The sequence below is a fragment of the Aeromonas sp. FDAARGOS 1404 genome, assembly GCF_019047085.1.
GTDB lineage: Bacteria > Pseudomonadota > Gammaproteobacteria > Enterobacterales > Aeromonadaceae > Aeromonas > Aeromonas veronii.
On record NZ_CP077237.1, the window covers coordinates 3871293 to 3884048 of the forward strand.

Genomic DNA, 12756 nt, shown 5'->3' on the forward strand with positions numbered 1-12756 from the left:
ACTATATCACAAAGGATTTGAAACTGTTAACCGCCTGTCGACAGGAAATCCACAACCAATTTGTTGAACAGAGCCGGTTTTTCCGCATGCAACCAGTGGCCGGTACCCGCGATGACACGCACCTTTGCCGCCGGGAATTGGGCCAGGGCTGTCTCGCTGTATTGGGGCTGCATATAGTCAGAATCCCCCCCTTTGATAAAGAGCACCGGCCCCTCGAAGCGGCGTTCATCCTCTGGCCAGCCCATGATGTTGGCGTAGTTTTGCTCAAGGGCGGGCACATTGAAGCGCCAACCCCAGCCATGCTCGCCTCTGGCGAAGGATTTGAGCAGAAACTGGCGCACCCCGGCGATCTCGATGTGCTGCGCCAGCATGGCTTCCGCTTCACTGCGGCTTTGCGGCGGCGTGCGCAGTGTAGCGTTGAGTCCGGCAAAGACATTCTGGTGGCGGGAGTGGGGATAGGCGACCGGCGCCATGTCGGCGACGACCAGACGGCTTACCCGCGCTGGCGCCAGCTTGGTGACCTGCATCCCTACCTTGCCACCCATCGAGTGGCCAATCAGGGCCGCTTCGGCAATCTCCAGCCGATCCATCAGGGTCAGGATGTCGGCCGCTTGCGCCGGATAGCTCATCTCGCTGCTATGAAAGGAGGCGCCGTGGTTGCGCAGATCGACGCTGATGACCCGATAGTGCTCGCAGAGGGCACGGGCCAGCAGGCTGAGGTTGTCGAGGCTGCCAAACAGGCCGTGGATCAGAATGACCGCCGGGCCCTGACCCTGCTCCTTGAAGTTCAATATGCTATTTTGTTGCAAAATGACACCTTGTCGGTCGTGGGTGCGTATCGCTGTTTTATTTAACGCACTGGAAAGAAAAGGATTTCGTCCAATGGATTGGGATTTTATGTGGTTTTTTTTCTAAAAAATCCCGTCTGGATCGGCTATCAGTGCGGCTGATCACACACTTGGCCCGCTATTATGCCGTATTCTCGATGAGATTCATGTACATCTGCCAGCCCCTTGCTTGGGCTGTCGGGTTTGCCTATGTATAATCGCCGCATCCGAATTTCGACGAGTCCAGCGCATCCCTATGAAAACCATCGAGCTTGATGACGATCTCTACTTCTATATCGCCAGCCAGACCCGGCACATTGGTGAAAGTGCCTCCGATATCCTGCGCCGTCTGCTGGAACAGCCTGCTCACCAAGGTGTGCCGGTTGCCGAGCCCGTTGCCGTCGCGCAGCCCAGTGCGGTAGCCACCCAACAAGGGCTGCAAGCCCTGCTCGATTCCGGTGAGCTGCAAAAGGAAGAGAAGTCCATCAACCGCTTCATGCAGGTGCTCAGTACCCTCTACCGGGACGATCCGGTCGGGTTTACCCAAGCCACCGAAATCAAGGGGCGCAAGCGCGTCTATTTCTCGCAGGATCCCGAGGCTCTGCGCGCCAGTGGCAGCACCACCAAGCCCAAGCCGGTACCGGAAACCCCGTTCTGGGTGATCACCAACACCAACACCAGTCGCAAGCAGAACATGGTGGCCCAGCTGATGGCCAGTATGGGCTATGGCGAAGAGGTGATCGCGCAGGTGTGTGGCGCAATCTAACGATTCTTCAAGACTCAGGCCTTGCCCGGCAAGGCCGCCATTACGCAAGGAAAACGCCATGGCTCAGCATTCCCACGCCGGTCAACCGGCCCGTTTAAGCGATCTGACCAACATCCCCCGTCTGGTCAGCGCCTACTACCTCAACAAGCCGGACATGAGCCGCCCCGAGCAGCGGGTTGCCTTCGGTACCTCCGGCCACCGTGGCAGTGCCTTGCACAGCGCCTTTACTGAATCTCACATTCTGGCGGTGACCCAGGCGCTGGTGGAGTATCGCCAGCAGGCCGGTATCACTGGCCCGCTGTTTGTCGGCATGGATACCCACGCCCTGTCCGAATCCGCCTTTGCCAGCGCCGTCGAAGTGCTGGCCGCCAACGGCGTTGAAACTCGCATTCAGGCTGGCCTCGGCTTTACCCCGACCCCGGTCATCTCCCACGCCATCCTGCGCTACAACGCCAGCAAGCCTGCCGCGCTGGCAGACGGTGTGGTGATCACCCCGTCCCACAACCCGCCGGAAGATGGTGGCTTCAAGTACAACCCGCCTCACGGTGGCCCTGCCGAAGGGGAGATCACCAAGTGGGTGGAGGACCGTGCCAACGCCATTTTGGAAGCGGGTCTGGCCGGTGTGAAACGGATGCCGTTCAGCGATGCACTCAAGAGCCCGTTCGTGGTCGAGCACGACTATGTCACCCCCTATGTGGATGATCTGAAGAACGTGCTGGACATGGACGCCATAAAGAACGCAGGCATCAAGATCGGTGTCGATCCGCTGGGTGGCTCCGGAGTTGCCTACTGGGACGTCATCGCCAAGACCTATGGCCTGAATATCGAGGTGGTGAACTACAAGGTCGACCCGACCTTCTCCTTCATGACCCTGGATAAAGACGGCAAGATCCGGATGGACTGCTCCAGCCCGTTCGCCATGGCGAGCCTGATTGCCCTTAAAGACAAGTTCGACATCGCCCTTGGCAATGACCCTGACTACGACCGTCACGGCATCGTCACCAAGTCCGGCCTGATGAACCCGAACCACTATCTGGCGGTGGCGATCCAGTATCTGTTTACCCATCGTACCGGCTGGTCTGCCGATGCGGCCGTCGGCAAGACGCTGGTCTCCTCGTCCATGATCGACCGGGTGGCCGGCGAGATTGGCCGCACCCTGAAAGAGGTGCCGGTCGGCTTCAAGTGGTTCGTGGATGGCCTCTACAGCGGCGAGTTCGGCTTTGGTGGCGAAGAGAGCGCGGGCGCCTCCTTCCTGCGCAAAGATGGTACCGTCTGGACCACCGACAAGGATGGTTTCATTCTGGCGCTGCTGGCGGCGGAAATTCTGGCGGTGACCGGCAAGGATCCGCAGGCCCACTACGACGCACTGGAGGCGAAATTCGGCCGCTCCAGCTATCGCCGTATCGACGCCCCGGCCAACAGCGCCCAGAAAGCGGTGCTCTCCAAGCTGGATCCGGCACTGGTAGAAGCCTCCACCCTGGCGGGTGAGCCCATCATCGCCAAGCTGACCAAGGCGCCGGGCAACGATGCCGCCATCGGTGGTCTCAAGGTTGTCACCGAGAACGGCTGGTTCGCGGCGCGCCCCTCCGGCACCGAGTCCATCTACAAGATCTATATGGAGAGCTTCAAGGGCGACGCGCACCTCGACCTCATCCAGCAAGAGGCCCAGCAGATCGTCTCTGCTGCGCTGGCCAAAGCAGGCGTCTAAAACAGGTAGCCACCCTTGAGCCCCTGATGGGGTTGAACGTTGGATATAACAAAGGAGCCATGATGGCTCCTTTTTCATTGTCTGTTTTATGCCAGCGAGTTGTCAGCGTGCTGCCTTCACCGCCAGACCCAGCTGCCACACCGCCATGGCGTAGTGGGTGCTGTGGTTGTAGCGGGTGATGGTGTAGAAGTTGGGCAGGCCGTACCAGTATTGGTAGCCGGTGCCCACATCGAGGCGCAGCAGGCTCGACTCGCTGTGGTTGCCGAGGGTGCTGGTGGGCGTCAGCCCCGCGCGGCGCAGGGTGGCGACCGGGTAGCGGGTCTGAAAGCCATGCTCATAGCCGGGCAGTTGGCCCTGACCGCGCACCGCAACCGGTTGGCCTTTCTCCCAGCCGTGGGCCTTGAAGTAGTTGGCGACGCTGCCGATGGCATCCACCGGGTCCCACAGGTTGGTGTGGCCGTTGCCGTCAAAGTCCACCGCATAGCGCTGGAAGCTGGAGGGCATAAACTGGCCGTAGCCCATGGCGCCCGCATAGGAGCCCTTGGGTTCGGTGGGATCCATCCCCTCATCGCGGGTCATCACCAGGAAGGCTTCCAATTCGCTCGTGAAGAACTCGGCCCGGCGCGGGTAATCAAACGCCAGCGTGGCCAGTGCATCCAGAATGCGGGTCTTGCCCATCACTCGGCCCCAGCGGGTCTCGACCCCGATAATGCCGACGATGATCTCCGGCGGCACCCCGTAGATCTGCTCCGCCCGGTTCAGCTCGCTTGCGTATTCACGCCAGAAGTTGACGCCGTTCTGTACGTTGTCGGGGGTGATGAACTTGGCGCGATAGCGGTTCCAGGCACCGGTCGGGCCGGTGGGTTTGGCGGTGGTCGGTGCCTGGGCATCCATCAGGCGGATGATCCAGTCGTAACGCTCTGCCTGTGCCAGCACCTGATGCAGCTGGGCGTTGTCAAAACCGTGCTTCTCGACCATTTTCTGGACGAACCGGTCCACGTTGGGGCGATTGGCGAAGTCCCCCTTGCTAACCCCTTGTGTATAAACGGGTTTGCTCGATGGCGCCTGATTGATAAAGGCGCTCTTGGGTTGGGGGACGACCACGGGTTTTGGCGCGGGGGCGCTGCTGCAGCCACCGAGCAGGGGGAATAATGACAGAGTGAGAAGAGAGGCAAGGCGACGCATAGGGTTCTCAAAGAGACTGATAAAAGTGTCGCAATGGTAAAACATTGTCATCCCCGTGCAAGTGTTCCGTGCGCCTTGTTTGCCGCCAATTCATCGTGCGATGGATTAGCCCTCCGGTGAGGGCTGTGCTGTTTAGGGCTGGGGGGGACGCAGGGTGTGGTAGCCGCTCCAGAGTCGGGTCAGGGTGGTGATGGCGCAGAGCAGGGCAAAGCCGTAGGCGAGCGGGGCGAAGGCGGCGGGCCACAGGCACATCAGCACAAAGAGGGCGATGGTCTCGCTCCCCTCGGTGAGGCCGCCCAGATAGTAGAGGGATTTGTGGTGGTAGACCGGATTGTCGATCCCCCGCTTGCCCGCCATGATGGCAAACGCCAGAAAGCTCGAGCCGGTGCCCATAAAGGCAAACAGCAGGGTGGCGGCGGGCAGCGCATTGGCAGGGGCGGCGAGGGCAAAGCCCAGCACCACGGCGGCGTAGAAGATAAAATCCAGCGTGATGTCGAGAAAGCCGCCGCAGTCGGTGATGCCGGTTTCCCGTGCCACGGCGCCGTCGAGCCCGTCCAGCAGCCGGTTGAGCAGGATGGCCACAAGCGCCCATGAATAACAGCCAAAGGCCAGCAGCGCCAGCGCCAGCATGCCGATGGCAAAGCCGGTGAGGCTCACCTGATTGGCACTGATCCCGGCGCGACAGAGCGGCTTGGCAAGCTGGGTGAGGGGGCTGCGGATCACGGGGATCAGATGGCGATCAAACAAGGTGAACACTCCTCGGTTAACAGTGGCATTCGGTGAGGTTGAGTATGGTGCCCGGCGCGTCTTCCGCATCGTGGGTCACCAGAATGGCGGGAATGGCCAGCGCCTTGATCTGGGCGAACACCAGCTGGCGAAAGGCGGCCCGCAGCGGCTTGTCGAGGCGGGAGAAGGGCTCGTCCAGCAGCAGGGCGTCGGGTTCCGCCAACAGCGCCCGCAGCAGACTGACCCGCGCCCGCTGACCCCCTGACAGCAACTGCGGCAGCTTGTCAGCCTGATCCGCCAGCGCGACTTGTGCCAATGCGGTCAGTGCCTTTTCCCGCCGTGCGTGTTTTCCCTTGATGGTCGCAGGCATACCGAACATCAGGTTCTCCGCCACCGTCAAATGGTCGAACAGCAGGTCATCCTGAAACAGCATGCCGATGCGCCTCGCTTGCGCAGGCAAGGTGTTGAGTGGCCGCTCGCCGAGCCTTATCTCCCCCTCAAGCCGGATCGGGCCATTTTCTGTCTGCGCGCCCGGCAGTACTCCGGCCAGCCCTGCCAGTAGGGAACTTTTACCGCAACCGCTCGGCCCCATCAGGGTCAATACCTCGCCGGGGGCCACCTGCAGGGCAGGGAGCGAAAGCAGCAGATTTTCATCAAGGTAAAGTCGAAGAGGCGTGGTGCTCAGCATATGGCTGTTTCCATCATCAGAGTTCATCGTGAGCCGCCCCCCTTGAGCGCCGGATTGATCCGCGCCGGCAGCCAGAGTGCCAGCAGGTAGATAATGAGTGGCAACAGCAGTTGCAGCAGGCCGTATAGACCCGCCAGCCGCCGATTGAGGCCGCTGCCGATGGCCACCGCTTCGGTGGTGATGGTGACCACTCTGCCTGCGCCAAAGAGCAGGGTCGGCAGATACTGGGCCAGACTCACCGCCGCCCCGACGCCGAAGGCAAACAGCAGCGGGCGCGCCAGCAGCGGCGCTTTCACTTGCCACCAGGCTCGCCATGGCGTTGCCCCCAGCAGCAGGGCGCTCTGGGTGATCCGTGGATCGAACTGGCGATAGGGGCCGTGCAGACACAAATAGGCATAGGGAAAGACAAACAGCAGCTGGCTCCAGAGCACCCAGCCCCAGCCAATGCCGCTGCTTATCGAGTCATGTGCAAGCCAGTCCAGCCCGAGCCGGATGCCAAACAGCAGGCTCGCCTGCGGCAGCAACAGCGGCAGGCAGATAAGCCAGAGCGGCCAGGGGCGGCGGCCGGCTTGTGCCTCCAGACTCAGCACCGTCATCACCAGTGCAAGGATCCCGCTCGCCAGCGCCAGCAGTGCGCTGGTTGTCAGCAGCGGCGATAGAGTCGGCAGCAGTTCGAGCCAATAGCGGCCGCTCCACTGGCTGGGCCAGAGGGCGGGAAAGGGCCAGCGGCGCGCCAGCGACCAGAGCAGCAGGGCCGCCAGCACCGCCAGATTGAGGGTGATCAGAGTGAATGCAAAGCCCGCTGCGAGCCGGTTGGCAAAGGAATGGGGCGCCGACCGTTTGCCATCGAGCCAGCAGCCTTTGCCCACCTCTTGATGACACCACTCCAGTAATCTGAGCAGGGCGATCAACAGCGCGGTGATGGCTAGCAGCAGCAGGGCGCCGCTGGCGGTGGCGCCGCGCCAGAGCAGATCCGGGTCCTGATACCAGAGCCACAACCGCACCGCCAGCGGGGCGGGGGCATCGGGCCCGAGCAGTTGGGCGAGATCCACCACCGCCACACCGTAGGCCGCCACCGCATAGATGGGCAGGCGCAGGGCAGGCCAGAGCGCCGGCAGCAGCAGGCGCCACCAGGTCTGGGGGGCGCTAAAACCGAGGCTCGCCCCTAGCCACTGCTGGCGTGCCAGCAGGATGGGTTGCTGCGCGGCCATCGCCATCAGCAGCAAAAAGGGGGTCTCCTTGAAAACGAGCAGTGCAATCAGCCCGAGCCCCCAAGGGTCGCGGATGGTCTGCCAATCGGGGGGGAAATCAAACCCCGTCAGCGCTGGCGAGACGAGCCGCAGCAGCCAGCCAGAGGGGGCGAGCAGAAAGGCAAAGCCGATGGCAAAGGCGACGTGGGGCATGGCCAGCATGGGCGAGAGCAGGCGACGGAGCAGCCCGAAAGCCCGGCTGTTGCTGTGGGCCAGCAGCAGGGCGGTCAACAGCAGGCTACCGAGGGTCGAGGCGGCGCCAATCCACAGGCTCAGCGCAGCGGAGTGCCACAGGCCAGGCTGGGCCAGCAGCAAGGCAAGATGAGAGGTGGTCATCCCCTCCATCAGCAGTTGCCACAGCCCCGCCAGCAGAGGGATGACGAAGATCGCCAGATAAATGACCGCCATCCCAATACTCATAATGGGGTGGCGTGTCAACCGGCGCCACGGTCGGGAGCGGGAAAGCGGGTGACCAGCGGCACTCATCAGTGACCGTAACGCTCGGCCCAGGCCGCTTCCAGTTTGAGCTGCCAGCTGGGGTGAGGTTCGGCCACCGCTTTGAAGCGCAGCGCCGGTTGCCCTTTGGCGGAGTCAGGCAGCACATCGGCCCGCAGCACGCTGGGATCACCCCAGAAGGCCGGATTGGCCTTGCGCGCCTGCGCCGCCGGGCTCAGCAGGAAGTTGGCCACCACCTTGGCCCCCGCGCGGGCGTTGGCGTTAAAGGGGATGGCGAGAAAGTGGCTGTTGGTGAGCGCGCCTTTGCTCATGGCGACCGCCTCCACGCTGGGGGGCAGGGCGCCAATCTGGGCGGCACTTTGCGCCTCCTGCGGATTGAAGCTGATGGCCATGGCCAGTTCGCCATCATCGAGCAGTTGGCGGGTTTCGGCGGCGCTGGTGGGGAACAGTTTGCCCTTGCGCCAGAGCGCCGGGTGCAACTCATCGAGCCAGACCCAGAGCGGGGCGGTGAGCTTGGCAAAGTCGCTCTCGGTCGCCTCCCGATAGAGGGGGGCGGGATCCGGGGTCAACTCCAGCAAGATCTGTTTGAGAAAGCTGGAGCCATGAAACTGGGGCGGCTTGGGATAGGTGAAGCGGCCGGGGTGGGCCTTTGCCCATGCAAGCAGGGTCGCTGCCGAGGTGGGCGGGTTGGTGACCTCTTCGGTATCGACCATCAGATTGAGCTGACCGATGCCCCAGGGGGCCTCCAGTCCCTCCACCGGCAGAGTGAAGTCCTCACTCACCGGCAGGCGGTTGTCTACCAGCGCCATGTTGGGCAGCTCGGCGGTAAAGGGGGCGCCGAGCAGCCCCTGCTCCTTGAGCGCCTTGAAGTTCTCGCCGTTGACCCAGAGCAGGTCGATGGGGCCGCCAGTTTGCTTGCCCGCCTGCTTGTTGGCCAGCAGCTGGCTGACGCTCTGGGCGATGTCATCCACCTTTACCTGTACCAGCTTGACCTGATAGTCGCGCGCCAGTTCCTGCCCGGCCCACACCAGATAGGCGTTGATCTCCGGGCTGCCGCCCCAGGCGTTGAAGTAGACGGTCTGCCCCTTCGCCTCCTCAAGGGTCTGTTGCCAGTTGTCATCAGAGCTGGCTAACAGCGGGCCGCTGGCCAGCAGTGGCAGGGCGCACAGCAGGGCATTTAGCCGCTGTTTGAGCTGTGAGTTGAGTTGTGAGAATGGCTTGAGCATAAACGTTTCCCTGATTGTCAGGCGCCACGGCGCCAGCGGTGATAACGGGCCAGCAACGCCAGCACCCGGGTGGGCTGGTGGGCCCGTTTCCATTCACCCGCCACGTATTTGTTCCCCTCCATCAGGGTGGGGTAGGCGTGAATGGTGCCGAGGATCTTGCCTAGGCCGAGGCGGTGACGCATGGCGAGCACGAACTCGGCAATCCGCTCACCGGCGTGAGTGCCCACTATGGTGGCACCAAGGATAGTATCCTTGCCCGGCACGGTCAGCACCTCGACAAAACCGTGGCGCTCCCCATCGGCAATGGCTCTGTCCAGCTCGGCCAGCTCGAAGCGGGTCGCCTCGAAGGGAATTCCCTGCGCCTCGGCCTCCTTGCGATTGAGGCCAACCCGGGCAATCTCCGGCGTGGTGTAGGTGGCCGCCGGAATGACCCGATAGTCGGCCCGAAAGCGCTTGAACTGACCAAACAGGGCATTGACCGCCGCATACCAGGCCTGATGGGCGGCAAAGTGGGTGAACTGGTAAGGGCCCGCTACGTCTCCCACCGCCAGTATGCTGGGGAAGTTGGTGGTAAGAAAACCATCGACCGCTATGGTGCCGAGGGGGGCAAGCTCGACCCCCAACGCTTCGAGTCCGAAGCCGCTCACATTGCCGACTCGTCCCAGTGCCAGCAGCAGTTGATCCCCTTCCACCACCTGTGTCTCATCGCCCCGGCGCAGTTGCAGCCGGATGGGGAGATCCCCCTCGGCGGCGGGCAGATAGTCGGCTCGTTCGGCGCGCCAGCCGGTGAGTAGCTGCACGCCATCGCGGCTCATCTGCCCAGCCAGGGCGTCGGCTACCTCTCTATCTTCGCGGGGCAGCAGTTGCTCCGAGAGTTCCACCAAGGTCACTGGAATGCCGAGCAGGGCGAAGCTCTGGGCCAGCTCGCAGCCGATAGGACCACCGCCCAGCACCAGCAGGCGACGCGGCGGGGTGCGCAGCTGCCAGAGGCTATCCGAGGTGAGGTAAGGCACCTGTTCCAGCCCCGGCAGCTTGGGCTCCAGCGGCCGGGCGCCGGTGGCGATAACGATATGGCGGCTGGCAAGGCGCTGGCCGTTCACTTCTACCTCCCAGGGGGAGACCAGCCGCGCCTCCCCTTCGATGCACTCCACTCCAAGCCCCTGATAGCGTTCGATGGAGTCGTGTGGCTCGACCTCCTTGATCACCTCAGCCACCCGCTCCATCACGGCGGCAAAATCGGCGCGGGAGTGGCTTGGGCTAAAGCCCAGCTCGTCGGCTTTACGCTGCTCTGCGGCAAAGCGGGCGCTTCGGATCAATGCCTTGGAGGGGACGCAGCCGCTGTTGAGGCAATCGCCCCCCATCTTGTGCTTCTCGATGAGCGCCACCTTGGCTTTCACCGCTGCGGCGATATAGCTGGTAACCAGCCCACCTGCACCGGCACCTATCACCAGCAGGTTGTAGTCGTAGCGAGCGGGTTTGCGGTAGGGGGTGAGCAGGCGCCGCTGGGCAAGGTGTGCGGTCAATTTCTTGACCAGCCATGGCATCAGCCCCAGCAGGGTCAGCGCGACCATCAGGCCGGGGGAGAGGATATTGCCGGTGCTGGTTAACTGGCCAAGCTCGCTGCCCGCCAGTACATAGACGAAGGTGCCAGGCAGCATGCCAAGCTGGCTGACCCAGTAGTAGGTGCTGACTCTGATGGGGGTGAGCCCCATCAGCAGATTGACCAGAAAGAAGGGGAAGATGGGGATGAGGCGCAGGCTCAGCAGATAGAAGGCCCCCTCCTTCGCCATGCCGGACTGAAAGGTGGCCAGCTTGTCGCCAAAGCGGACGGTGACCCAGTCGCGCAGCAGAAAACGGGCGCTGAGAAAGGGCAGGGTCGCGCCTATGGTGCTGGCAAAGGAGACCAGCAGCAGCCCCCAGGCGACGCCGAACACAGCGCTGCCACCCAGGGTGAGCAGGCTGGCACCGGGCAGGGAGAGGGCGGTGCTCAGCACATAGATAAGCACGAACAGCAGGCTGGCCGAGACAAAGTGGCTGTCGACCCATTGCGCCACTGCCGCCTGCTGTGCCTGCAAGGCGTCCAGAGTGAGATAACGACCGAGATCGAGGGCAAAAAAGGTGCCGATAAGGCTCCCCATCACCAGTGCAAGCAGCAGGCGGGTCCGGTTCATCAGGCGTCCTTGCTGTCTGGCTGTGCGGGGCGTTCCGGCTGCACCGGCAGCTGACAGAAGCCCTGCGGCGCGATATCGAGGGCGGCGTTGAACTTGGCCGACATGTTCTGGAAGGCGATAAGGCCGGTCAGCTCCACCATGGCGTCGTCATCGAACCAGGGTTTGAGGCGGGCCGCCTGCTCATCGCTCACCCCATCTAGGCCAGTCATCGCTTCGGTATAGTCGAGCACCGCTTTTTCCCGCTCGTCAAACAAGGGGCTTTCGCGCCAGTTGGCCAGCGCCTCCACCTTCTCGCTGGAGCCAGCTCTCTTTACCAGGGTCATGGCGTTGATGTCGACGCAAAAACGACACCAGTTGAGCTGGGAGACCCGCACCGTCACCAGCGAGCGCAGCACGGGATCGATGGGGGAGCGCTTGCGGTTGATGGCGCCGTAGAGGGTGGCGACGGCGGCAAAGAGGCGCGGCGAGCGGCCCCAGCACTTGCCCGGAATAAGCACCTGACCATAGTTGCGCTTTTGCAGCCAGAAAAAGGGGCGGATAAACCAGGCATATTCCCGGTCGGGTTTGACCTCAACGCGCATCAGTTACCTTCTTGTTGTTTCACACTTACGGTTTCAAATTGGGTTTGTAGGCCTGGCCGAGGCGCTCATTCAGGCGGGTCAGGAAATCCTCGATCCGTGCCCGGTTGGTGCCCAGATCGCTTTGCCCCTGACGGGAGGCTGATCGCATATCGATGCGGGTCTCTTTGGGGCCAGCAAAGACCCGCAGCGCCACATCATCCTGAAAGCCGAACCAGCCGGTGGTAACCACCGCATCCAGACCATCCGGGCTGGGTCGCACCTGCCAGCCCAGCTCCTGCATCAGTTCGTTGGCTTCAATCAGCACTTCGGCAGGAGAGGCCCTGGTAAAGAGAGGACCGGGTTTTGCCTCAACTGCTTTCAGCGGTGAGCTATTTATTGGCAGATCCTGCGCCGTTCTGAGCTCTGCCGCCCAGCGTAACTGGGGGGGATTGTAGGGATCTGTGCTCACATCGTTGATCAGCGGCATCCGCAGCGCCTGTGCCACAAAGGTCAGCGGCAGCAGCAGTGGCAAGGCGCCAAGGCCGCTGGCGTAGCGGTTGCGGCTCCAGGGCAGACGCACCAGCAAGATCAGGGAGACAAGGGCTCCGATGAGACAGATCGCAAAACCGATCCACCAGGGCCAGAGATGAAAGCGGCTGCCGAGGGCGCCAGCGAGCGGGAGTAACCAGGCCAGCAGGGGCCACAAGCAAGAGCGGGGCATAGCACGGGATCCATCGTCGAATGTGGACAATGCCGAGAAGGATAAACTTAATTGCCTGATAACGTTAGTAAATTGATGAGAGTTTGGCGTGGTTTTGGTCAGTTTTGCGAGGGAGATGCAGAGGTCGATGAAGCCCGCCTGACGGGAGCTTCACCGAGAAAATGGTCAGTTGCGATGACTTAGTTGCGATAGAGCACTTTGATCAGATGGAAGCCGAACTTGGTGCGCACCGGCCCCAGCACCTTGAGCAGTTCGCCCTTGAAGACTGCATCGTCGAAGGGCTTGACCATATCCCCTTTATTGAACTCCCCCAGATCGCCGCTGCGTTTTGAGGAGGCGCAGGTGGAGAAGCGCTTGGCCATCTGGCCGAAGTCGGCTCCCTTCTCGATCTTCTCCTTGATCTCCAGACACTGTTTTTCGGTCTTGACCAGAATGTGCTGGGCACAGGCTTTTTTCATCGGGGCGCTCCTGG

12 protein-coding genes are annotated in these 12756 nt (G+C 62.3%); 2 read left to right on the forward strand and 10 right to left on the reverse strand.

What is annotated here, in order from left to right; translation table 11 throughout:
- Positions 1-26: 26 nt before the first annotated feature.
- Entirely contained in the window at positions 27-809 is a 783-nt protein-coding gene (locus tag I6L34_RS17980; protein WP_081043440.1) for an alpha/beta fold hydrolase, read from the reverse strand.
- 274 nt (positions 810-1083) lie between these two features.
- Here I6L34_RS17980 and seqA point away from each other — a divergent pair, with 274 nt between their 5' ends.
- Both seqA and pgm read left to right on the forward strand, forming a co-directional pair.
- Entirely contained in the window at positions 1084-1593 is a 510-nt protein-coding gene (gene seqA, locus I6L34_RS17985; RefSeq protein WP_058056013.1) for a replication initiation negative regulator SeqA, read from the forward strand.
- 58 nt (positions 1594-1651) lie between these two features.
- Positions 1652-3301, forward strand: a complete 1650-nt coding sequence (gene pgm, locus I6L34_RS17990) for a phosphoglucomutase (alpha-D-glucose-1,6-bisphosphate-dependent) (protein WP_058056014.1) — start codon at positions 1652-1654, stop codon at positions 3299-3301.
- Between the two features lie 102 nt (positions 3302-3403).
- Here the strand turns inward: pgm and mltB are convergent, their stop codons facing one another.
- The 9 genes from mltB to I6L34_RS18035 all read right to left on the reverse strand — a co-directional run bounded on the left by mltB (position 3404) and on the right by I6L34_RS18035 (position 12742).
- The gene (gene mltB, locus I6L34_RS17995) at positions 3404-4486 is read right to left on the reverse strand and encodes a lytic murein transglycosylase B (protein WP_058056184.1); all 1083 of its coding nucleotides are present in this window, start codon (positions 4484-4486) and stop codon (positions 3404-3406) included.
- A 132-nt stretch (positions 4487-4618) separates the two neighbouring features.
- A complete protein-coding gene (locus I6L34_RS18000; protein ID WP_216955103.1) occupies positions 4619-5233 on the reverse strand; it encodes a CDP-alcohol phosphatidyltransferase family protein in 615 nt (204 codons plus the stop codon).
- 16 nt (positions 5234-5249) lie between these two features.
- Positions 5250-5900, reverse strand: a complete 651-nt coding sequence (locus tag I6L34_RS18005; RefSeq protein WP_058056015.1) for an ATP-binding cassette domain-containing protein — start codon at positions 5898-5900, stop codon at positions 5250-5252.
- Between the two features lie 23 nt (positions 5901-5923).
- Positions 5924-7558 (reverse strand): ABC transporter permease, encoded by a 1635-nt coding sequence (locus I6L34_RS18010; protein WP_141108850.1) that lies wholly within the window; start codon positions 7556-7558, stop codon positions 5924-5926.
- Between the two features lie 77 nt (positions 7559-7635).
- Entirely contained in the window at positions 7636-8832 is a 1197-nt protein-coding gene (locus I6L34_RS18015; protein ID WP_058058053.1) for an ABC transporter substrate-binding protein, read from the reverse strand.
- 17 nt (positions 8833-8849) lie between these two features.
- The gene (locus I6L34_RS18020) at positions 8850-11003 is read right to left on the reverse strand and encodes an FAD-dependent oxidoreductase (RefSeq protein ID WP_216955104.1); all 2154 of its coding nucleotides are present in this window, start codon (positions 11001-11003) and stop codon (positions 8850-8852) included.
- A complete protein-coding gene (locus tag I6L34_RS18025; RefSeq protein ID WP_216955105.1) occupies positions 11003-11584 on the reverse strand; it encodes a carboxymuconolactone decarboxylase family protein in 582 nt (193 codons plus the stop codon). Before I6L34_RS18025 ends, I6L34_RS18020 begins: the two co-directional genes overlap by 1 nt.
- Before the next feature lie 25 nt (positions 11585-11609).
- Positions 11610-12284: a DUF1499 domain-containing protein gene (locus I6L34_RS18030; RefSeq protein ID WP_058058055.1), complete on the reverse strand. Its 675-nt coding sequence runs from the start codon at positions 12282-12284 to the stop codon at positions 11610-11612.
- 179 nt (positions 12285-12463) lie between these two features.
- Entirely contained in the window at positions 12464-12742 is a 279-nt protein-coding gene (locus I6L34_RS18035) for a peptidylprolyl isomerase (protein ID WP_033136755.1), read from the reverse strand.
- Positions 12743-12756 lie beyond the last annotated feature (14 nt).